Source organism: Sulfitobacter sp. M13, assembly GCF_053474885.1.
The window spans coordinates 2,584,436-2,604,417 of sequence record NZ_CM130281.1; the positions used below are offsets into that span (position 1 = coordinate 2,584,436).

The window sequence follows — 19,982 nt, forward strand, 5'->3', positions numbered from 1 at the left end:
GTCCTTTATTCTGAGGCCGTCTGGACAGCGGCACCTGCCGCCTCCAGGGCCGTATCATAGCTATCAACAAGGGCGGCGACCGAGGGCCCGATTATATCGAGCACCAGCGCCGGGTAGACACCCAACAGCAAGGTCATCGCCACCAAGGGTGCAAAGATCCAGCGTTCACGGCCCGACATATCGGTGATCGTGCGCAGGCTTTCCTTGATCAGGTCGCCCATCACCACGCGACGATACAGCCACAGCGCGTAACCCGCCGAAAAGATAACACCCGATGCAGCAACCGCTGCGACCCAAGTGTTCACCTGGAACGCGCCCATGATCGTCAGGAATTCCCCGACAAAACCCGATGTGCCCGGCAGGCCGACATTTGCCATGGTGAAGAACATGAACACCAGCGCATAGGCGGGCATCCGGTTCACCAGACCGCCATAGGCGTCAATCTCGCGGGTGTGCATCCGGTCATAGATAACACCAACGCACAGGAACAGCGCGGCAGAGATGAAGCCGTGGCTGATCATCTGAAAGATCGCCCCGTCCAGCCCCTGCTGGTTAAAGGTAAAGATCCCCATCGTCACAAAGCCCATGTGCGCCACCGACGAATAGGCGATCAGCTTTTTCATATCCTGCTGCACCAGTGCCACAAGCGAGGTATAGACAATCGCAATCGCCGACATCCACAGCACCAGCGGTGCCAACACGTCAGAGCCCACAGGGAACATCGGTACCGAGAACCGCAAGAAGCCGTAGCCACCCATCTTGAGCAAGATTGCCGCAAGCACGACAGACCCTGCCGTCGGTGCCTGAACGTGCGCATCGGGCAACCACGTGTGGACCGGCCACATCGGCATTTTGACCGCAAAGCTGGCAAAGAACGCCAAGAACATCATGGTCTGCAAACCGCCGACCACAGTGATCCCCGCAATCGAGAAGGTGTCGGATGCAAAGGTATGCGTCAGAAGACTGACTTCGCAGCCTCCGATGCAAGTCGTGCCCGCATCCGCATACATCATCACCATCGCCACCAGCATCAGGACCGACCCGAGGAAGGTGTAGAGGAAGAACTTGAACGATGCGTAAATACGGTTCGCCCCGCCCCAAATGCCAATAATCAGGAACATCGGGATCAGACCTGCTTCGAAGAACAGGTAAAAGAGCACGAGATCCAGCGCCATGAACACGCCCAGCATCAGCGTCTCGAGCAGCAGGAAGGCGATCATGTATTCCTTGACCCGCGTCTCTACGTTCCAGCTGGCAGCGATCACCAGCGGCATCATAAACGTGGTCAGCATCACAAACAGGATCGAAATGCCGTCAACGCCCAGACGGTACTGAAGGCCCATCAACCATTGTGCCTCGTCGACGAACTGGAAGCCGGTGTTGGACGGGTCAAAGTCGAACAGAATGAACAGCGAGATCAGGAACGTGACTGTTGTGGTGATCAGTGCCAGCCATTTTGCATTGCGCCCCGCCGCGGCGTCTTCGCCCCGCAGGAACACAGCCAGAATAAGCGCCGCAAAGCTGGGCATGAAGGTAATGATGGAAAGCAAGTGATGATCCATTAGTGTGCCCCCCCGCTCATCGTCATCCAGGTCACAAAGACCGCGATGCCGATCACCATGGCGAAGGCGTAGGTAAAGATATAGCCGGACTGCGCGCGCCCTGCCAGACGGGTGAGGAACGGGATGATCCCCATGGCGACACCGTTCAGCGTGCCGTCGATCACATCACCGTCCCCGCGCTTCCAGAAGAAGCGGCCGATGGCCATCGCGGGTTTGACAAAGATGACGTTGTACAGCTCGTCGAAATACCATTTGTTCAGGAAGAACAGGTACAGCGGGCGTTGGTTGGCTGCCAGACGGGCCGGCAGGCTCGGGTTCCAGATGTAGAACCACAGCGCCATGACGAGGCCAAAGACCATCGCGATGAACGGGCTGACCTTGACCCATGCCGGTGCGGCGTGGGCGTCATCCAGTACGTGATTGTCTGGCGCGATGTACAACGCCCCCTCGCCCGGTGCGCCGGCAAAGGCTGGACCGTGATGGCCTGCGTCTTCACCGTGATCGCCCGCAGCTTGATCGCCAGCATCGGCGTGGTCGTCTTCGGCCCCTTCGACGTGGGTTTCACCACCGGCCGCCATTTCGGCCATCGGGATACCGTAGAACTTTCCTACATCCTTGGCGTGACCAAAGAAGCTGTTGTACCACACCATACCGGCAAAGATCGCACCAAGGCTAAGGACGCCAAGCGGTACCAGCATGACCATCGGGCTTTCATGCGCGTGATCATGGGTATGCTTATCGCCGCGTGCCTTGCCAAAGAAGGTCAGGAACATCAGGCGCCAGCTGTAGAAGCTTGTCATCGCAGCAGCGATCACCAGCATCCAGAAGCCGTACATGGACCCGCCACCCCAAGCGCTTTCGATAACCGCATCCTTGGAGAGGAAGCCCGCGAAACCGAAGTGTGTCAGCGGAATACCGACACCGGTGATCGCCAGCGTACCAATCATCATCGCCCAGAAGGTATAAGGAATTTTCTTACGCAGTGCGCCATAGTTGCGCATGTCCTGTTCGTGATGCATCGCGTGGATCACCGACCCTGCGCCGAGGAACAACATTGCCTTAAAGAACGCGTGCGTGAACAGGTGGAACATCGCGGCGGAATACATACCGACGCCAGCGGCCACGAACATATAGCCAAGCTGCGACATGGTCGAATAGGCGATCACGCGTTTAATATCGTTCTGAACCAGACCGATTGTCGCTGCCACAAATGCTGTGGTGGCCCCCACGAAGGTAACGAACATCATCGCCTCAGGCGCGACCTCCATCAATGGCGACATACGGCAGATAAGGAAGACCCCTGCAGTTACCATCGTCGCCGCGTGGATCAGCGCCGACACGGGTGTCGGGCCTTCCATCGCGTCAGGCAACCAAGTGTGCAGGAACAGCTGCGCCGATTTACCCATCGCGCCGATAAACAGCAGGATCGCAATCAGGTTCGCGGCGTTCCATTCGGACCAAAGAAAGCCCAAAGTGGTTTCGGCCAGATCAGGCGTCGCGGCAAAGACATCATCGAACTTGATCGAGTCCGTGAGGTAGAACAGCGCCATGATCCCCAGCAGAAAGCCAAAGTCGCCCACGCGGTTCACCACGAAAGCCTTGATCGCCGCAGCATTCGCAGATGGCTTTTTATAGTAAAAGCCGATCAGCAGATAAGACGCGACGCCCACGCCTTCCCAGCCAAAGAACATCTGAACCAGATTGTCCGATGTTACGAGCATCAGCATCGCGAAGGTAAAGAATGACAGGTAGGCGAAAAAGCGGGCACGGTAAGGTTCCGCATCCGAGAAATTCTCGTCGTGGGCCATGTAGCCAAAGGAATAAAGGTGCACGAGGCTGGAGACCGTGGTGATGACGATCAACATGATCGCGGTCAACCGGTCCAGACGGATCGCCCAGTCGGTCGACAGGCTGCCGCTTTCGATCCAGCGCAGAATCTGGATGTGCTGGGTTTCGCCGTCAAACGATAGAAAGACGATCCAGCTTAGCAGTGCCGCAAGGAACAGCAGACCCGTTGCCACATACTGACCGGCTTTCTCACCAATCAGCTTCCAGCCGAAACCACAGATCAATGCACCCACGAGTGGTGCGAAAAGAATGATCGTTTCCATGATCTTAGCCCTTCATCACGTTGACATCTTCGACCGCGATCGTACCCCGATTGCGGAAGAAGCAGACCAGAATGGCCAGCCCGATTGCAGCTTCGGCAGCGGCGACGGTCAGGACGAACAGTGTGAACACCTGCCCCACCAGATCACCCAAATAGTAAGAGAAAGCGACAAAGTTGATGTTCACCGCCAAGAGCATCAGCTCGATCGACATCAACATGATGATGATGTTCTTGCGGTTCAGGAATAGCCCGAAAATGCCAATGACGAACAGCGTCGCCGCTACCGTCAGGTAATGTTCAATTCCGATCATGTCGTCCCTCGGTTCTTTTGCCTTTTTCAGGCGTTCTTTAGTTCTTGTCGCGGAATGTTTCCATCCCGATCCCGTCGCATCTAGAAAATGCTGTAGCCACCCACGACCACAATCAAAACAACGACAAGCACTACAATTGTATTACGTGACATGGAGTATATCCTTGAAAGGACAGGCCGATTATAGGCCCTGCCCGGGTTTCACATCATTCAGTTTCATTGCCAGTTTCGGATCGCGCATCATCTGGTCGACCACGTTCTGCCGTTTGACATCGCCGCGATGGCGCAGCGTCAGTACGATCGCACCGATCATAGCGACCAACAGGATCAGCCCCGATAGTTGGAACAGCAAAAAGTATTGGTCATACAGGATCAGACCCAGGGCGGCAGTGTTATGCACCTCGTCTGTGATCACCTGCGTGCGCAGCCCTTCGGCGGCAGAGTTCGCGTCCCATGCGCCAAACGCCATGACGAACTGCATCAGGATGACCAGACCGATCAGCAATGCCAGCGGCATATAGCGCGCCATTTCGGCCTTGAGTTCGGCGAAATCAACGTCCAGCATCATGACAACGAACAGGAACAATACCGCGACCGCGCCCACATAGACGATGATCAACAGCATCGCGACAAATTCGGCGTTCAGCAGCACGAAAAGCCCCGCCGCGCTGAGGAAGGACAGGATCAACCACAGCACCGAATGCACGGGGTTGCGGCTGATCACAGTGAACAGCCCGCCGGCGATCAAGCTGATCGCGAAGAGGTAAAATGCGAAAACGCTCATGCGTCACCTTCCTTGTCATCCAAAACACCCTGCGCAATCTCCATCGCGCGGGTCATGGCGGGGATGCCGGCGAAAACCGCCATCTGCCCGATCGTCTCTATCACCTGCTGCTTGTGCGCACCGGCCTCTACCGCGTGGATTACGGCTTGGCGCAGCGCAATGTCATTCTGGGCACCTTGCATGGTCAGCCCCGAAATCGTCAGCAACATCCGCGTCTTGGCATCCAACCCGTTGGGGTTCATCGTATTGCCAAAAAACGTTTCCATCATGTCTTTGGGCATCTTGCCCATCATCGCCTCGAACCCTTTTGGCGAAAACGCATCCATTGCAGGAAAGCCTTTGGCCATGTCCTGCATTTGACGCATCATCTCTTCAAAGGGGTTTTGGCTATCGGTCATCGGTACGGCGCGTCCAGTTCGAGGTTGCGGGCGATCTCTGCTTCCCAGCGTTCGCCGTTGTCCAGCAGCTTGGTCTTGTCATAGAATAGCTCTTCGCGGGTCTCGGTCGAGAATTCGAAATTCGGGCCTTCGACAATCGCGTCAACCGGGCAGGCTTCCTGACAGAAACCGCAATAGATGCATTTGGTCATGTCGATATCATAGCGCGTGGTGCGGCGACTGCCGTCTTCGCGCGGCTCAGCATCAATCGTAATTGCCTGCGCCGGGCAGACCGCTTCACACAATTTACACGCGATGCAACGCTCTTCGCCGTTGGGATAACGACGCAGCGCATGTTCACCACGGAAACGCGGGCTTAGCGGACCTTTTTCGTGCGGGTAGTTGATCGTCGCCTTGGGCTTGAACATATACTTAATGCCAAGCTTCATGCCTTGGTAAAAATCCTGCAGCAGGAAGTATTTTACGTGACGGGTATAGTCGGTGTTAGCCATATCAGCCCCCTACTGTCCAACGGGCATAAATGCCCCAGAACCAATCGAATTTCGCGGCGAAGGAGACGAAGACAACCCAGAACAGGCTGAACGGCAGGAATACTTTCCATCCCAAACGCATCAGCTGGTCATAGCGGTACCGCGGGGTGATCGCCTTGACCAACGAGAAGAAGAAGAACACCAGCCCCATCTTGGCGATCATCCAGAAAATACCATCGGGCAAGCCGGGGATCGGCGACAGCCAGCCGCCAAAGAACATCAGCGAGATCAGCGCGCACATCAGCACAACGGCAACCAACTCACCGATCATGAACAGCAAAAAGGGCGTGGAGGAATATTCGACCTGATAGCCGGCAACCAGTTCGGATTCCGCTTCGGGAAGGTCAAACGGTGGGCGGTTGGTTTCGGCCAGTGCCGAGATGAAGAACAGGATCAGCATCGGGAAGTGCGGTAGCCAGTACCAGTTCAGCAGACCGTAATCCCCACTTTGCGACAAGACGATGTCGCCGAAGTTCATCGAACCGGAGCTGATGACGACGCCGATGATGATCAGACCGATCGACACCTCGTAGGAAATCATCTGCGCCGCAGATCGCAGCGACCCCAAGAACGGGTATTTGGAGTTTGACGCCCACCCGCCCATGATCACGCCGTAAACTTCAAGCGACGAGACCGCGAAGACATACAAGATCGCGACGTTGATATTCGACAAGACCCAGCCGTCGTTGAACGGGATCACCGCCCATGCGACCAGCGCCATGACCAAGGTCACCATCGGGGCCATAAAGAACACGGCGCGGTCAGCACCGGCGGGCACGATCACCTCTTTGACGATGTATTTCGCGAAATCCGCAAAGGATTGCAGCAAACCGTAGATGCCCACAACGTTGGGCCCGCGGCGCAGCTGTACCGACGCCCAGATTTTCCGGTCGGCGTACATCAGGAACGCAAGGGCAAGAAGCAGGGGAATCACAACAAGGAAAATCTGGCCAATAATCAGCAGGATCGTCCCCAGCGTGGTGTTGAAAAAGAAGTCAGCCATAGGTCCTCACACCGTCGGTATGCCTTTTTCCATGCAGTTCTGCACGGTCACTTCGGCATCTATTGTCTTCAAGCCCGCAGGCAGGCTCGGCGAGATGGTGTAAACAGCATCTGCGTGCCAGACACCACCCTCGATCTCAACATTTGTACGCACGTGGCGGGCAAAACCAAAGCCCCGGATCAAAGTATATCGGGCCGCAGCACATTCCGCGTATTCCGCTACATTCTCGGATGACCGCGCTTTGGTCATCGCCACGTCAAACTGGACAAGATCCCCGTCCAGCAATTTGGTTTCGACACCGCGATATTCAGGAATGAAATCTTCGGCCATGGGCGCTTGCGTTTCGCAGGCTCCCAAAACCAAAGGCAACATCATCCCCAAAATCCTCACTCCGCCGCCAGTGGTTTTTCGCGGCGGGCTTTGGCGTTTGCCGAAAGCTCTGCCATCAACTGGCTGGCACGGGCGATCGGGTTGGACAGGTAGAAATCGGCAATCGCGGGGCGGAACGGGCTGTCGCCCAACGTACCTTGCGCAACCGGCTTCCAGTCGTTTTCCGCGACCTGATCGATATCCCCCAGATGCGGCACATCAGCGACCAGCGCCTTGCGCAGTGCCGCCAGCGAATCGAAGGGCAGTTTTGCGTCCAGCTCGGCGCTGAGCGCACGCAGGATGGCCCAGTTTTCCTTGGCCTGACCGGGGGCAAAGCTGGCGCGTGCGGCAAGCTGCGGGCGGCCTTCGGTGTTGACGAACAAACCACCTTCTTCGGTATAGGCGGCACCGGGCAGGATGATATCGGCGCGGTGCGCCCCGCGATCCCCATGCGAGCCTTGATAAATCACGACGGGACCTGCAGGAATGTCGCCTTCGTCCGCACCAAGGTTATAGATCACATCGGCGGCCAGCACATCGTTGATGCCGTTTTCAGCTACGGCCCCGATATCCATCGCGCCCACACGTGATGCGGCGGTGTGCAAGACCATAAAGCCGGATTTCGTCGCTTCGGCCAGCGCCATAGCAGCGGCCAGAATCTCGGCCCCGTCTTCACGGGCCAATGCGCCCATGCCCACCATAATAACCGAGGATTTCTCGGCGATGTCGGCATGATCCTTTTTCAGCAGTTCGTTCAGCAACGACGGGCTGTCGCCCAGATGGTCGTAATCATAGGTCAGATCGACGGCGGGGCCCATCAGGGCAACGTCGGCCCCACGCGTCCAGGCTTTACGGATACGCGCGTTAAGCACCGGTGCTTCCACGGCGGGGTTTGCGCCGATCAACATGACGGCTTGTGCCGTGTCCAGATCTTCGACCGTGGCGGTTCCGACATAGCCCGACCGGTTGCCCGCAGGCAGCTTCGCGCCATCGGTACGGCATTCGACAACGCCGCTCTGCCCTTCGATCAACTGCTTCAATGCATATGTCGCCTCGACCGACGCAAGATCACCGATCAGGCCCGCGACTTTCTTGCCTTTCATCGCAGCGGCGGCAGCGGCAAGCGCGTCGGGCCAGTCGGCTTTGCGCAGTTTGCCGTTTTCGCGAATATAAGGCGTGTCCAGACGCTGGCGGCGCAGACCGTCCCAGACGAAACGGGTTTTATCGGAAATCCATTCCTCGTTCACGCCGTCGTGGTTGCGCGGCAGGAAGCGCATGACTTCGCGGCCTTTGGTATCCACACGGATGTTCGACCCGAGCGCGTCCATCACATCAATCGATTCTGTCTTAGACAGTTCCCAAGGCCGTGCGGTGAAGGCGTAGGGTTTAGAGACCAGCGCACCCACGGGGCACAGATCAATGATGTTGCCCTGTAGGTTCGAATCGAGCGTTTGGCCCAGATAGGCTGTAATTTCGGCGTCCTCACCACGGCCGGTCTGGCCCATCTGGTGAATGCCCGCGACCTCGGTGGTGAAGCGTACACAACGGGTGCACGAGATGCAGCGCGTCATATGGGTTTCAACCAGCGGGCCCAGATCCAGATCTTCGGTTGCGCGCTTAGGCTCGCGGTAGCGGCTAAAGTCGACCCCGTACGCCATCGCCTGATCCTGCAAGTCACACTCGCCGCCCTGATCGCAGATCGGGCAATCCAGCGGGTGGTTGATCAGCAGGAATTCCATCACGCCCTCGCGGGCCTTTTTCACCATGGGCGAATTGGTTTTAACGACCGGCGGCTGGCCTTCGGGGCCAGGCCGCAAATCGCGCACCTGCATGGCGCAAGACGCCGCAGGCTTGGGCGGGCCGCCTACGACCTCCACAAGACACATCCGGCAGTTACCGGCAATCGACAGACGTTCGTGGTAACAGAAACGCGGAATTTCCACCCCTGCTTCCTCACACGCCTGAATGAGCGTCATCGCCCCTTCGACTTCGACTTCCTTGCCGTCAATGATGATCTTGCGGGTATCGCTCATATGCTTATTTCGCTCTCAGTAACGAACCGATCCGGCTCGATTTTTGGATTTCTGCACGCCCTAACGCACAATAGCTTTGCGGGTCAGAAGTATCGACCCCCTTCGCCTTTAAATATGCAGCCCCCCGGGCCTTCATGCGCGCCTTTTCAGCATCGCTTTTGCGGTAGGCGTCAATTTCGTCCGACGTATAGCCCAAAGATTTGGCCGTGCTTTGCACATTGTTCAGATAGCTAAGCGCGCGCAGCATGCGGGCCGAGATATCAGGACATTCCTTGCGAATCCGGTCGGCCAGTCCAAGATCAAGCAGCGCATCATCAACAGCCGGTACATCACGCAGCGGCGGTTTTGCGGCGACAGGGCTGGCCATCATGGCCACGGTGGTTACGGCGATCAATACGTTACGCATCTTACTCTCCTCATGTAGCGGGGCGGACTGCCCCTTGCTACACATGGGAACTGACCCCGATGTTATTCAATAACATCCCTAGATCAGCCATTTGCCAGCGGTATGTCGCGCAAACGATCAGGAAGGGCAAGCCCCCTGAAACGTCAAAGCGTCGTCCACAAGGCGCAAATTCTCGGGCGGGGTGTCCGGCCCCACGACCCATTTGATATCGGAACTGCCATAGTTGGTCACACAATACACCGTCGCCTCATAGCGCGCGGCTTCGCGGGCACCGGTGATCGACTGCGAGGCATTGCGCACCCGCAGGGTAAAGACATCGCGCTGCCCGTCGACTTTGCTCAGCTTGGTGCGGAAGTATTTACCATCAAAGGCCAGACGGTCTTCGCGGGCGGTACAGCCAGCCAATACCGCAGCCGTCATACAAAATAGAACAATCTGCTTCATCTTCCCTCGCTCTGCCGGTGTGGCCGGACCCGTCTTTTTTATGCAGCCCCCTGCCGATCGATGGCGGGGGCTGTTGTTCCTCGGTCGCGCCTTAAAAGGCCGCGAAAATTGCCAGCACGGCCAAGGCCAGAATACAGACCAACCCCAGCGTAAAGAACAACGACCGCATCGGCTGGTTGGTTGTCCCGATATGCACCACGGCCATCGCGACCCGCACCGCCACGAAAAGCGCCGCAAAGAGGTTCACCCAGAACACAGGCGCGCCAAGCAGCACCGCCGCCAGCGTCGATGCCAGAAACGGGCCCGACGCCTCTATCGCGTTCATAAACGCGCGATCACGGCGATAGACTACATCGTCATAGTTCCGCTTGGGGTTGCCGCACTCACAACGCCCCTCTGGCGTGCGCCCCATAGTAGAGAGCGCGCCCAGAACACTCATAAGAATGGCCCAAAAGGCCAAAGCTGCCAGCGCATGGCTATAGGCGGCAAAGGTTTCCATCACCGTTTACTCCGCCGCGACGGCGCTGACGCGGCCGGTACGCTTGTGCTTGATGCGATCCTCGATCTCGTCACGGAAGTGCCGGATCAAACCCTGAATAGGCCAAGCCGCCGCATCGCCAAGGGCGCAGATCGTGTGGCCTTCGACCTGTTTGGTCACATCGAGCAACATGTCGATTTCTTCGGGTTCTGCATCGCCGCGCACCAGACGGTCCATCACGCGCATCATCCAGCCCGTGCCTTCGCGGCACGGCGTACACTGGCCGCAGGATTCGTGCTTGTAGAACTTCGCCAGACGCCAGATCGCCTTGATCACATCGGTGGAGTTATCCATCACGATTACAGCCGCCGTACCAAGGCCCGAGCGTTGTTCGCGCAGATAGTCAAAATCCATGATCGCGTCGCGCATCTGCGCACCGGGGATCATCGGCACTGACGACCCACCGGGGATCACAGCCTTGAGGTTGTCCCAGCCGCCACGGATACCGCCGCAATGTTTTTCGATCAGTTCTTCGAAAGAGATGCTCATCGCTTCTTCGACGACGCAGGGGTTGTTCACATGGCCCGAGATCGCGAACAGCTTTGTGCCCGCGTTGTTCGGACGCCCGAAGCTTGAAAACCATTCAGGACCGCGACGCAGGATCGTTGGCACCACAGCAATGGATTCCACGTTGTTCACCGTTGTCGGGCAACCGTACAGACCGGCACCCGCGGGGAACGGAGGCTTCATCCGAGGCATGCCCTTTTTGCCCTCTAGGCTTTCGAGCAGCGCGGTTTCTTCGCCGCAGATATACGCACCGGCACCGTGGTGAACATAGATGTCAAAGTCATAGCCCGATTTACAGGCATTCTTGCCGACCAGACCGGCGTCATACGCCTCGTCGATGGCGGCTTGCAGCGCTTCGCGCTCGCGGATGTATTCGCCGCGAATGTAGATGTAGCAGGCGTTGGCGTTCATAGCGAAGCTGGCAATCAGGCAACCTTCGATCAGCGTGTGCGGATCGTGGCGCATGATTTCGCGGTCTTTACAGGTACCGGGTTCGGATTCATCGGCGTTCACCACCAGATAGCTCGGGCGACCGTCGCTTTCCTTGGGCATGAAGGACCACTTTAGGCCCGTTGGAAAGCCCGCACCGCCACGACCACGCAAACCCGACTCTTTCATCTGGCTGATGATCCAGTCACGCCCGTTTTTCAGAATGCCAGCTGTGCCATCCCAATGGCCACGCGCCTGCGCGCCCTTCAGCGTGCGGTCGTGCATACCGTAGATATTGGTAAAGATGCGGTCTTGATCCTGAAGCATGAAGCTAACCTTTATGTGTCACGGCTGGCCGCGCGGGCCCGCCTCATCTGATATATATTGACCATCGCCCAAATCAGGGCTGCCAGCGCGGCAAAGTCGAACAGCAGCGCATAGCGTCCGGGCAAGCCGAACTGCGGTGCAAGCCATTGCGCCGCGATCCAAAGCACCATTGTGCCGGCAATGACAAGGCCCACCATCCGGCCTTTGCGGGCCAAGGCAATTTCTTCCTTATCTGTCATTCGTGGGCATCCATGTCAGGCTCAGGTCTTTTTGTTGCGTGCAGAGAAGTCGGTTTCTGCGCCGGCGGCGAGGGTCTTTGCTTGCGCCGTCCAGTCGTCGCGTTGAATGCGGCCCTTGAATGGCAAGCGGGCGTCGACCCAAGCAATTTCGGTCGCTGTCCACCGCGCGATCTGGTCAAAGTGATAGATCCCCAGAGCGTTCAACGTCTGCTCGATCTTCGGCCCGACTCCACTGAGAAGCTTGAGGTTATCGGCCCCGCCTTCGCGCGGCTGGTCCAGTGTTTCAGGGCTGCTCTCAACGGTCCCCACCGGAATATCAGCGATCCCCGGACGGGTTGAGGTCGCCCCCTCGATTGTCGCCGGTGCCTCTGGCACCTCGGTAGCTTTCGGCGCAGGGATAGAGGCAACGGGTTCAGCCGCGGCCTCTGGTGCCGCAGCAGGTGCAGGCTTGGTGTCGATCGGCGTCGCCGCTGGGGCTTCGTATTTATAGGTACCCTTGCGCGCGGCAAGCTCTTCTTGGCCCTTCAGCTTGGCTGTGGGTTTGATCCCTGAAAAGCCCGCGGGCTCATCCAACGCAGCAGGAGACGTGCCCGCTGTCGCTTCGGATGCAGCACCGCCGACATCGGCTGTTGCCTGACCACCGGTGGTATCTTCGGGGCGGTTTTCGACAGTTTCGACTGCTGCAGGTGCCGCATCTAGCTTTGGCTCGGGCTCTACGGGCGCATCGCTTGTGGGGGCAGCGCTGGCGGCTTGCCTTGTTGCCGCCGTCGCAGGTGCTGCTGCGGCGGCTGGGGCGCGGGACGCCTCTGCCGTGTCGTCCGCCACCGTGCTGCATAGCAGCTTTGACATCACCACAAATGTCACAAGTCCCAGAATGATCCCGAGGAACAACGAGGCGATGAAACCCCAGCCGAAGACCTGCCAAAATAGCAAAGCGAGGGCAAGGCCGACACCGCCCCCCCACCGTGTGCAACCGCGCTTGCATTGCTCTTTTTGCGTCAAATCAGTCATATCCGTCCCCTCGTCCGCCATTCAAGATGATCTATTATGTGTATTAGATATCATCTTTTGTGGCGCGGGACGAGAATTCTGTTTGATCACCAGCGGCAAGCTTTTTTGCCTGTTCAACCCAGTTATCGCGGGACACGCGGCCCTTGAACCCTTCGAGGTTCTGGTCGACCCAAGATACCTCGTTCGGGCCCCAGCCCGCGATCTGGCTAAAGTGGTAGAAACCCATCTTGTTCACCAGCGTTTCGAGCTTTGGACCGATGCCCTTGATCAGCTTGAGGTCATCCGCAGCACCGCCTTCGGGGGCATCCAGCGCCTTGGGCTTGGTGGCAGCGGCCTCTGCGTTGGCTTCCGCCGATTTAGCGACGGATGCTTTCTTGGTGCCTGCTGTCGGTGCTTTGGGCGCGGGTGCCGGATCGCCCGGCGCGACGCTGCCTGTCTCGGGTTTGCCGACGGCTTCAACGCCATCCGCCTCTCCGGGTGCTTCGGAGCGCTTATCAGAGGCATCGCCCACATCACGCGGTGCGTCTTCCTCGGCCGGCGTGCGGCCCCCTTGGGCACCATCGGGGCCTTCGGGCGGCATATTGTCATCGCGCGAGACGGGCTGTTCCTTGTCGGAACCAGCGCTATCGGCACCGTCCTTGCCCTGCCACGGCGCGGTCAGGGGGACTTCGGTACCGTCAATGCGTTTGATGGTGTCGCCAATGTCCACCGCCAGCTGTGCACTGGCGTTATATTGTGTCTTGCCGCTGTCGTGGTCAGTCAGGCTGGACAGACCCGACAGGGGTTCGGACGCATAGCGCCCGTTCTGCGGCCCCGGCACAGGCACCTGCCCTGCGGCCATGTCGTCAATCATGGCGCGGAAGCCGTCGACCGTCAGGTCTTCGTAGTAATCCTTGCCGATCTGCGCCATCGGCGCGTTCGAACACGCCCCCAGACATTCGACTTCTTCCCACGAGAATTTGCCGTCTGCGCTGATCTGATGCGCCTTGGGCGCGATGCGGTCCTTGCAGACCTCGATCAGGTCTTCGGCACCGCAGATCATGCACGATGTCGTACCGCAAATCTGGAAGTGGGCGACCTCGCCCACCGGCTGAAGCTGGAACATAAAGTAGAATGTCGCGACTTCGAGCCCGCGAATATAGGCCATCCCCAGCATTTCAGAGACATGTTCGATGGCAGGACGGCTGAGCCAGCCTTCCTGTTCCTGCGCACGCCACAGCAAAGGGATGATCGCGCTGGCCTGACGGCCTTCGGGGTATTTCGTGATCTGCGCTTCGGCCCATGCCTGGTTGGCGGGGGTGAAGGCAAAGCTTGTCGGTTGGTCAGGGTGCAAACGGCGCAGCATCAGATCAGGCTTTCGTTCTTGCGGAAACGGCGGGCGCCTCCGGCGGGAGTTTATTTGGCAAAATGAAGAGGTACCGTCTCAACGGTCGACCTCTCCGAAAACGATATCCATGGTGCCGATGATCGCCGCGACATCCGCCAGCTGGTGCCCCTTGGCGATGTAATCCATCGCTTGCAGATGCAGATAGCCGGGCGCGCGCAGTTTGGCACGGTAAGGTTTGTTCGATCCATCCGCCACAAGGTAGACGCCGAATTCGCCTTTGGGGGCTTCGACGGCGCAATAGACTTCGCCGGCGGGGACGTGGAACCCTTCGGTATACAGCTTGAAGTGGTGGATCAGGCTTTCCATGTCGGTTTTCATCGCAGTCCGGCTGGGCGGCGTGATTTTGCCCCGTGCCAGAATATCGCCCTGCCCTTCGGGCGCGCGCAGCTTTTCGATCGCTTGCTGGATGATGTAGGTAGACTGACGCATTTCCTCCATCCGGACGAGATAGCGGTCATAGCAATCGCCGTTCACACCGGTCGGGATTTGGAAGTCGAATTCATCGTAGCATTCATAGGGTTGCGCACGGCGCAGGTCCCACGCCAAGCCAGACCCGCGCACCATCACGCCCGAGAAACCCCAATCCTGAATGTCCTGTTCAGAGACGATGCCAATGTCAGCGTTACGCTGTTTGAAAATCCGATTTTCGGTCAGCAGTAGGTCCACGTCGACCATGAAGCCCGACAGGAATTTATGCGACCACGTTTCGATATCGTCCAGCAGCGCGGGCGGCAGATCCTGATGAACCCCACCGGGGCGGAAATAGGCGGCGTGCAGACGCGCACCGGAGGCCCGTTCGTAAAAGATCATCAGATCTTCGCGTTCCTCGAATCCCCAAAGCGGCGGCGTCAGCGCGCCCACGTCCATCGCCTGCGTGGTTACGTTCAGCAGGTGCGACAGGATGCGGCCAATTTCGGAGTAAAGCACGCGGATCAACGAAGCGCGACGGGGCACTTCGACACCAGTCAGCTTTTCGATGGCCAGACACCAGGCGTGTTCCTGGTTCATCGGGGCCACGTAATCCAGCCGGTCAAAATACGGCAGGTTTTGCAGGTAGGTGCGGCTTTCCATCAGCTTTTCGGTACCGCGGTGCAGCAGACCAATGTGCGGATCGCAACGTTCGACGATCTCGCCGTCAAGTTCAAGGACAAGACGCAAAACCCCGTGCGCCGCAGGGTGTTGCGGGCCGAAGTTAATGTTGAAGTTGCGGATCTTCTGTTCGCCGGTCAGGGCATCTTCGAAACCTTTGGTGCCGTCCATCATTTACGCTCCAGCTCGGTCAGTTTGACGCCCATCCACCACAAAAGGGCAAGCGTACCCAAAGGCACGATACAGGCAACGGACCAGTATTTATTGATCCCGAAAAACGGCAACAGCTTGACCATCGGGATGATTGTGAGGGCAGACAGTACGAACCACCAAATGCCACCCATTATTTTGCCTCCGGCTTTTCATCGCCGGGGAGAATATATTCAGCCCCTTCCCAAGGCGACATAAAGTCGAATTGGCGATATTCCTGCACGAGGCTTACGGGTTCATACACCACGCGCTTTTCGCTCTCGTCATAGCGGACTTCGGTATAGCCGGTGGTCGGGAAATCCTTGCGCAGCGGATAGCCACGGAACCCATAATCTGTCAGCAGGCGACGCAGATCGGGGTGACCCGCAAAAATGATGCCGAACATATCAAAGACTTCGCGTTCAAACCAGTTGGCCGACGGGTGGATATCGACGATCGACGGGACCATGTCCTCTTCGCGCGCGGCAACGCGCAGACGGATGCGTTGGTTCTGGTACATCGACAAGAAGTGATAGATGACGTCAAAGCGTTTGGCGCGCCCCGGGTAATCCACCGCCGTGATGTCCACCAACGACGAGAAACGACAGGTGGCGTCGCTTTTGATAAATTCCACCAGACCGGGCAGATTGGCCTGCGTGACGTCCATGTTCAGCTCGTCAAAGGAGATGTCCCAGCCAAGGATACAGTCAGGCCGTTTCGCTTCGATATACGCGCCAAGTTCGTTCAGTTGTTCTGACATATCAGCCCCTTAGCGAACAATTGTGCCGGTGCGGCGGATTTTACGCTGCAATTGCATGATGCCGTACAGCAAGGCCTCTGCCGTTGGAGGGCAGCCGGGCACATAGACGTCGACGGGAACAATCCGGTCGCAGCCGCGCACCACAGAATAGCTGTAGTGGTAATAGCCGCCGCCGTTGGCGCAAGACCCCATAGAGATCACATACCGCGGTTCCGGCATCTGGTCATAGACCTTGCGCAGGGCCGGTGCCATCTTGTTGGTCAGCGTGCCCGCGACGATCATCAGGTCCGACTGACGCGGAGACGCGCGCGGTGCGGTCCCAAAGCGTTCCAGATCATAGCGCGGCATCGAAGTGTGCATCATCTCGACCGCGCAGCAGGCCAGACCAAATGTCATCCAGTGCAGCGATCCGGTACGGGCCCAGTTGATGATGTCTTCGGTGGAGGTCAGCAGGAAGCCTTTGTCCTGCAGTTCCTTGTTCAGATTCTGGGTGGCCACATCGCGGTCCATCCCGGCCACATTGGCCCCGGCGGCTGCTACTGCCATTCCAGTGCTCCTTTTTTCCACTCATACGCAAAACCGGCGGTCAGCACGGCAAGAAACACCATCATCGACCAGAAGCCGGCCATGCTCACGTCCTGAAAGGCCACGGCCCAGGGAAAGAGGAAAGCAATTTCGAGGTCAAAGATGATAAACAGGATCGACACGAGGTAGAACCGCACGTCGAATTTCATTCGGGCGTCGTCAAAAGCGTTAAACCCGCATTCATAGGCCGACACTTTTTCAGGGTCTGGGTTGCGCACGGCCAGCACGAAGGCGGCCAGGATCAAAACAATGCCAAGGACAATCGCCACGGCTAGAAAAAGTAGGATCGGCAGGTATTCCCGCATCATGTCGTCCAAGGGGAAGCTCCTTTTGCGTATGTGACGCGCCACGCGCCCTGTCAGCCAAACGGCACTATTGGCTTTGGTCGGTTTACTCCGCTGTCCGGTCAGGGTCAACCGAGCCCGCCATATTTGCGTCATCCCAGCCAGAAGCGGTTTTACCCCTGCCCCGTCCTGTGCGAACGGCGCATTTTTCCAAGCCGATCGCGCCCTTTGCACAGGTCTGCACTGTCGTGCTTGGATGCTGGTCACTGGCATTCAACAATCGATAGTTCATCTGTCTCCATCCGCGCCTCAGCCAGGTGTCACCCCGTGATCCACGACGCCTTGCGTTTGTCAAAAAAGGCGCCGATTCCCTCGGCTGCTTCTTCGGTCTCCCAGCGGTCCGCGAGCGCCGCGATGGTATGCTCCACGACCTGAGCGTCGATCCGCGGCCCCAAATCCCGCGCAAGTTGCTTGGCGGCAGCCACAGCCCCCGGCGCACAGGACAGATAGGGCACAACCTCGGCCTCGATCGCGCCGTCCAGTTCATCCGCTGGCACCGCGCGCGCGAGCAGCCCCAGATCAATTGCCTCTGCCGCATCAAACAGACGGGCCGACATGAACACGCGCCGCGCCCGCCCTTCGCCCATTCGCGCCAATACATAAGGGCCGATTGTCGCTGGAATGATCCCCAGCCGCGTCTCGGTAAAGCCCATCTTGAGCGTATCCACCCCGATCGCCACATCGCAGACCGACGCCATGCCAACACCGCCGCCAAAGGCATTGCCCTGCACGCGCCCGATCAACGGCTTGGGCAGCGTGTTTAGCGCGCCCAGCATGGTGGCAAGCTTTCCCGCCTCGGCCGAGCGTGTCGGCCCCTCCATCTCGCGCTGCGCCTGCATCCAGCCCAGATCGCCACCCGCGCAAAAGCTTTTGCCTGCGCCCGTGAGCACCACGACCCGTACGGCGTCATCGGCGGCCAATGCGGCAGCGGCTTGCGTCAGTTCGTCGATCATCTGCGCGGACATCGCATTGTGCTTGTCCGCGCGCGCCAAGGTCAAGGTGGCGACACCGCGATCATCGTTCGCCAGCTTCAACGTCTCGTACATCACACTGCCCTCATGCCGCGCGCCATCGCGGCGGCCTCTTCAATTAATGCCTGATCCAGCCCTGTGTCATAGCCCAACCCTACCAGATGCGCGTTGACCCTTTCGGTGGCGACGTTGCCGGCGGCACCCGGCGCATAGGGGCATCCCCCCAGTCCACCGACCGCGGCATCAAACACCCGCACACCCATCGATAGCGAGGCATCAATATTATCCATCGCCCGACCGTTGGTGTCGTGATAATGTCCGGCCAAACGGCTCACTGGGACAGCCTCGCGCACTGCCAGTAGCATCCGTGCGATCGTGTCCGGCGTGCCTGCCCCGATGGTATCGCCCAAGGATACCTCATAGCAGCCCATCGAAAACAAGCGGTCTGCGACCTCTACCACTTTCGACGGATCAACCGCCCCGTCAAAGGGGCATTTCACCACGCAAGAGACATAGCCCCGCACCGGAATGTCCACGTGGCGCGCTTGCTCGAGGATGGGGGCGAAACGCGCGAACGCCTCTTCGATGCTGGCGTTGATATTCTTCTGGCTGAACCCCTCGCTGGCGGAGGCGAAAACAGCGATCTCGCCCGCCTTCGCGGCAACCGCATCCTCATAGCCGCGCATATTCGGCGTCAACGCCGCATAGCGGACCCCTTCTGCGCGCCGGATACCGCCAAGCACCTCGCCCGAACCAGCCATCTGCGGCACCCATTTGGGGCTGACAAAGCTTGCCACCTCGATCCGAGAGAACCCCGCACGGCTGAGCAGATCCACCAGCGCAATTTTCTCCGCCACTGGTATTTCGCGTGCCTCGTTTTGCAACCCGTCCCTCGGACCGACCTCGAAAATCTCGCAGAACCCTTTATCCATAACGCCGCCTCCCCTTCATTTTGCAAAATAAACTCACCTGCGCGACGGTAGCATCACTCGACCGGCCACGGGTCATAAAAAGATCGGTCAAACAGCGGCACGTCTTTGGGCAGCGACAACTGGAACGCCTCGCGGTCGGTGATGCGCGCATACCAGGCCGCGACATTGGGGTGGTTGTCCAGTTTGGCGAAATGCTGCGCCATATAGACCGCCTGCCCTACATTCACATCCGCCGCGGTAAAGCCGCTCATCAACAGATAATCCTGCGACACGATCCCGCCGTCCAACCGCGCCTCGATCGCGTCATAACACTTGATGATCCGCGCGGCTTCCAGCTTCATCACAATGGGGCTGCGCATGGAATCGTCGCGCAGCGCCACATGCTGCTGGGTCAGCGCCGCGCAATGCTGCGATACCGTCTCGGCGAAATGGATCCACACCAACCACGCCATCCGGTCCGGTGCGCCCGGCATACGACCCAAACGGTCGGGGCTGAACCGTTCGCAGAGGTATTCGGCAATGGCACCGGTTTCGAACATCCGTTCCCCGTCGATCTCAAGCGAGGGGACGCGCCCAGCCGGTGAAATTGCCAGATACCCCGGGTCACGCAAAGACTTGTCAAACGCGTGGATCGACACTTCAAAGGGCACCTCTAGCTCGTGCAGCAACCACAGTGTGCGCATTGATCTGGTCTGTTCGACGTGGTGCAGGGTAATCATGGTGCG

The 19,982-nt window shown here is 58.5% G+C and carries 24 protein-coding genes; all 24 read right to left on the reverse strand.

Annotated features, from left to right (window positions below):
• Nucleotides 1–5: 5 nt before the first annotated feature.
• The 24 genes from ACVBAU_RS12415 to ACVBAU_RS12530 all read right to left on the reverse strand — a co-directional run bounded on the left by ACVBAU_RS12415 (nt 6) and on the right by ACVBAU_RS12530 (nt 19,976).
• Nucleotides 6–1,562 carry an NADH-quinone oxidoreductase subunit M gene (locus ACVBAU_RS12415; protein ID WP_138923041.1) on the reverse strand — a complete coding sequence of 519 codons (1,557 nt, stop codon included), beginning with the start codon at nt 1,560–1,562 and terminating at the stop codon, nt 6–8.
• Nucleotides 1,562–3,673 (reverse strand): NADH-quinone oxidoreductase subunit L, encoded by a 2,112-nt coding sequence (gene nuoL, locus ACVBAU_RS12420; protein WP_448326658.1) that lies wholly within the window; start codon nt 3,671–3,673, stop codon nt 1,562–1,564. The genes ACVBAU_RS12415 and nuoL overlap by 1 nt, the downstream gene beginning before the upstream one ends.
• A gap of 4 nt (nt 3,674–3,677) precedes the next feature.
• Entirely contained in the window at nt 3,678–3,983 is a 306-nt protein-coding gene (nuoK, locus tag ACVBAU_RS12425; protein WP_005853964.1) for an NADH-quinone oxidoreductase subunit NuoK, read from the reverse strand.
• A 180-nt stretch (nt 3,984–4,163) separates the two neighbouring features.
• Nucleotides 4,164–4,766, reverse strand: a complete 603-nt coding sequence (locus ACVBAU_RS12430; protein ID WP_138923039.1) for an NADH-quinone oxidoreductase subunit J — start codon at nt 4,764–4,766, stop codon at nt 4,164–4,166.
• The gene (locus ACVBAU_RS12435) at nt 4,763–5,164 is read right to left on the reverse strand and encodes a carboxymuconolactone decarboxylase family protein (protein ID WP_093732606.1); all 402 of its coding nucleotides are present in this window, start codon (nt 5,162–5,164) and stop codon (nt 4,763–4,765) included. The genes ACVBAU_RS12430 and ACVBAU_RS12435 overlap by 4 nt, the downstream gene beginning before the upstream one ends.
• Nucleotides 5,161–5,655 carry an NADH-quinone oxidoreductase subunit NuoI gene (gene nuoI, locus ACVBAU_RS12440; RefSeq protein WP_138923038.1) on the reverse strand — a complete coding sequence of 165 codons (495 nt, stop codon included), beginning with the start codon at nt 5,653–5,655 and terminating at the stop codon, nt 5,161–5,163. The genes ACVBAU_RS12435 and nuoI overlap by 4 nt, the downstream gene beginning before the upstream one ends.
• A gap of 1 nt (nt 5,656) precedes the next feature.
• A complete protein-coding gene (gene nuoH, locus ACVBAU_RS12445) occupies nt 5,657–6,697 on the reverse strand; it encodes an NADH-quinone oxidoreductase subunit NuoH (protein ID WP_138923037.1) in 1,041 nt (346 codons plus the stop codon).
• A 6-nt stretch (nt 6,698–6,703) separates the two neighbouring features.
• Entirely contained in the window at nt 6,704–7,072 is a 369-nt protein-coding gene (locus ACVBAU_RS12450; protein WP_093732609.1) for a hypothetical protein, read from the reverse strand.
• 11 nt (nt 7,073–7,083) lie between these two features.
• On the reverse strand, nt 7,084–9,099 hold the full coding sequence (gene nuoG / locus ACVBAU_RS12455) for an NADH-quinone oxidoreductase subunit NuoG (protein ID WP_448326659.1): 2,016 nt from the start codon (nt 9,097–9,099) through the stop codon (nt 7,084–7,086).
• Between the two features lie 4 nt (nt 9,100–9,103).
• A complete protein-coding gene (locus tag ACVBAU_RS12460) occupies nt 9,104–9,505 on the reverse strand; it encodes a DUF5333 domain-containing protein (protein ID WP_138923035.1) in 402 nt (133 codons plus the stop codon).
• A gap of 117 nt (nt 9,506–9,622) precedes the next feature.
• A complete protein-coding gene (locus ACVBAU_RS12465) occupies nt 9,623–9,949 on the reverse strand; it encodes a hypothetical protein (RefSeq protein ID WP_138923034.1) in 327 nt (108 codons plus the stop codon).
• A gap of 91 nt (nt 9,950–10,040) precedes the next feature.
• Nucleotides 10,041–10,448, reverse strand: a complete 408-nt coding sequence (locus tag ACVBAU_RS12470; protein WP_448326660.1) for an MAPEG family protein — start codon at nt 10,446–10,448, stop codon at nt 10,041–10,043.
• A 6-nt stretch (nt 10,449–10,454) separates the two neighbouring features.
• Nucleotides 10,455–11,750 (reverse strand): NADH-quinone oxidoreductase subunit NuoF, encoded by a 1,296-nt coding sequence (nuoF, locus tag ACVBAU_RS12475; RefSeq protein ID WP_138923032.1) that lies wholly within the window; start codon nt 11,748–11,750, stop codon nt 10,455–10,457.
• 11 nt (nt 11,751–11,761) lie between these two features.
• Complete coding sequence (locus ACVBAU_RS12480) at nt 11,762–11,989, reverse strand: DUF5337 domain-containing protein (protein ID WP_093732615.1); 228 nt, start codon at nt 11,987–11,989, stop codon at nt 11,762–11,764.
• A gap of 21 nt (nt 11,990–12,010) precedes the next feature.
• A complete protein-coding gene (locus tag ACVBAU_RS12485) occupies nt 12,011–13,000 on the reverse strand; it encodes an endonuclease (protein ID WP_448326661.1) in 990 nt (329 codons plus the stop codon).
• A 43-nt stretch (nt 13,001–13,043) separates the two neighbouring features.
• A complete protein-coding gene (locus tag ACVBAU_RS12490; RefSeq protein ID WP_448326662.1) occupies nt 13,044–14,345 on the reverse strand; it encodes an NADH-quinone oxidoreductase subunit E in 1,302 nt (433 codons plus the stop codon).
• A 78-nt stretch (nt 14,346–14,423) separates the two neighbouring features.
• Entirely contained in the window at nt 14,424–15,647 is a 1,224-nt protein-coding gene (locus ACVBAU_RS12495; RefSeq protein WP_138925093.1) for an NADH-quinone oxidoreductase subunit D, read from the reverse strand.
• A complete protein-coding gene (locus tag ACVBAU_RS12500) occupies nt 15,647–15,820 on the reverse strand; it encodes a hypothetical protein (protein ID WP_273056137.1) in 174 nt (57 codons plus the stop codon). The genes ACVBAU_RS12495 and ACVBAU_RS12500 overlap by 1 nt, the downstream gene beginning before the upstream one ends.
• A complete protein-coding gene (locus tag ACVBAU_RS12505) occupies nt 15,820–16,425 on the reverse strand; it encodes an NADH-quinone oxidoreductase subunit C (RefSeq protein ID WP_138923029.1) in 606 nt (201 codons plus the stop codon). Before ACVBAU_RS12505 ends, ACVBAU_RS12500 begins: the two co-directional genes overlap by 1 nt.
• 9 nt (nt 16,426–16,434) lie before the next feature.
• Nucleotides 16,435–16,971: a NuoB/complex I 20 kDa subunit family protein gene (locus tag ACVBAU_RS12510; protein ID WP_093732620.1), complete on the reverse strand. Its 537-nt coding sequence runs from the start codon at nt 16,969–16,971 to the stop codon at nt 16,435–16,437.
• Nucleotides 16,962–17,327, reverse strand: coding sequence for an NADH-quinone oxidoreductase subunit A (locus tag ACVBAU_RS12515; RefSeq protein ID WP_093732621.1), 366 nt, complete (start codon nt 17,325–17,327; stop codon nt 16,962–16,964). Before ACVBAU_RS12515 ends, ACVBAU_RS12510 begins: the two co-directional genes overlap by 10 nt.
• Before the next feature lie 287 nt (nt 17,328–17,614).
• Nucleotides 17,615–18,400: a crotonase/enoyl-CoA hydratase family protein gene (locus tag ACVBAU_RS12520; protein WP_448326663.1), complete on the reverse strand. Its 786-nt coding sequence runs from the start codon at nt 18,398–18,400 to the stop codon at nt 17,615–17,617.
• On the reverse strand, nt 18,400–19,257 hold the full coding sequence (locus ACVBAU_RS12525) for a hydroxymethylglutaryl-CoA lyase (RefSeq protein ID WP_448326664.1): 858 nt from the start codon (nt 19,255–19,257) through the stop codon (nt 18,400–18,402). Before ACVBAU_RS12525 ends, ACVBAU_RS12520 begins: the two co-directional genes overlap by 1 nt.
• 53 nt (nt 19,258–19,310) lie before the next feature.
• Nucleotides 19,311–19,976, reverse strand: coding sequence for a glutathione S-transferase family protein (locus ACVBAU_RS12530; protein WP_138923026.1), 666 nt, complete (start codon nt 19,974–19,976; stop codon nt 19,311–19,313).
• Nucleotides 19,977–19,982 lie beyond the last annotated feature (6 nt).

Excerpts from the sequence above, each read along its gene's own strand:
- ACVBAU_RS12415 (WP_138923041.1), bottom strand. The coding sequence starts at position 1,562 with ATGGATCATCACTTGCTTTCCATCATTACCTTCATGCCCAGCTTTGCG.
- nuoL (WP_448326658.1), bottom strand. The coding sequence starts at position 3,673 with ATGGAAACGATCATTCTTTTCGCACCACTCGTGGGTGCATTGATCTGT.
- nuoK (WP_005853964.1), bottom strand. The coding sequence starts at position 3,983 with ATGATCGGAATTGAACATTACCTGACGGTAGCGGCGACGCTGTTCGTC.
- ACVBAU_RS12430 (WP_138923039.1), bottom strand. The coding sequence starts at position 4,766 with ATGAGCGTTTTCGCATTTTACCTCTTCGCGATCAGCTTGATCGCCGGC.
- ACVBAU_RS12435 (WP_093732606.1), bottom strand. The coding sequence starts at position 5,164 with ATGACCGATAGCCAAAACCCCTTTGAAGAGATGATGCGTCAAATGCAG.
- nuoI (WP_138923038.1), bottom strand. The coding sequence starts at position 5,655 with ATGGCTAACACCGACTATACCCGTCACGTAAAATACTTCCTGCTGCAG.
- nuoH (WP_138923037.1), bottom strand. The coding sequence starts at position 6,697 with ATGGCTGACTTCTTTTTCAACACCACGCTGGGGACGATCCTGCTGATT.
- ACVBAU_RS12450 (WP_093732609.1), bottom strand. The coding sequence starts at position 7,072 with ATGATGTTGCCTTTGGTTTTGGGAGCCTGCGAAACGCAAGCGCCCATG.
- nuoG (WP_448326659.1), bottom strand. The coding sequence starts at position 9,099 with ATGAGCGATACCCGCAAGATCATCATTGACGGCAAGGAAGTCGAAGTC.
- ACVBAU_RS12460 (WP_138923035.1), bottom strand. The coding sequence starts at position 9,505 with ATGCGTAACGTATTGATCGCCGTAACCACCGTGGCCATGATGGCCAGC.
- ACVBAU_RS12465 (WP_138923034.1), bottom strand. The coding sequence starts at position 9,949 with ATGAAGCAGATTGTTCTATTTTGTATGACGGCTGCGGTATTGGCTGGC.
- ACVBAU_RS12470 (WP_448326660.1), bottom strand. The coding sequence starts at position 10,448 with ATGGAAACCTTTGCCGCCTATAGCCATGCGCTGGCAGCTTTGGCCTTT.
- nuoF (WP_138923032.1), bottom strand. The coding sequence starts at position 11,750 with ATGCTTCAGGATCAAGACCGCATCTTTACCAATATCTACGGTATGCAC.
- ACVBAU_RS12480 (WP_093732615.1), bottom strand. The coding sequence starts at position 11,989 with ATGACAGATAAGGAAGAAATTGCCTTGGCCCGCAAAGGCCGGATGGTG.
- ACVBAU_RS12485 (WP_448326661.1), bottom strand. The coding sequence starts at position 13,000 with ATGACTGATTTGACGCAAAAAGAGCAATGCAAGCGCGGTTGCACACGG.
- ACVBAU_RS12490 (WP_448326662.1), bottom strand. The coding sequence starts at position 14,345 with ATGCTGCGCCGTTTGCACCCTGACCAACCGACAAGCTTTGCCTTCACC.
- ACVBAU_RS12495 (WP_138925093.1), bottom strand. The coding sequence starts at position 15,647 with ATGGACGGCACCAAAGGTTTCGAAGATGCCCTGACCGGCGAACAGAAG.
- ACVBAU_RS12500 (WP_273056137.1), bottom strand. The coding sequence starts at position 15,820 with ATGGGTGGCATTTGGTGGTTCGTACTGTCTGCCCTCACAATCATCCCG.
- ACVBAU_RS12505 (WP_138923029.1), bottom strand. The coding sequence starts at position 16,425 with ATGTCAGAACAACTGAACGAACTTGGCGCGTATATCGAAGCGAAACGG.
- ACVBAU_RS12510 (WP_093732620.1), bottom strand. The coding sequence starts at position 16,971 with ATGGCAGTAGCAGCCGCCGGGGCCAATGTGGCCGGGATGGACCGCGAT.
- ACVBAU_RS12520 (WP_448326663.1), bottom strand. The coding sequence starts at position 18,400 with ATGTACGAGACGTTGAAGCTGGCGAACGATGATCGCGGTGTCGCCACC.
- ACVBAU_RS12525 (WP_448326664.1), bottom strand. The coding sequence starts at position 19,257 with ATGGATAAAGGGTTCTGCGAGATTTTCGAGGTCGGTCCGAGGGACGGG.
- ACVBAU_RS12530 (WP_138923026.1), bottom strand. The coding sequence starts at position 19,976 with ATGATTACCCTGCACCACGTCGAACAGACCAGATCAATGCGCACACTG.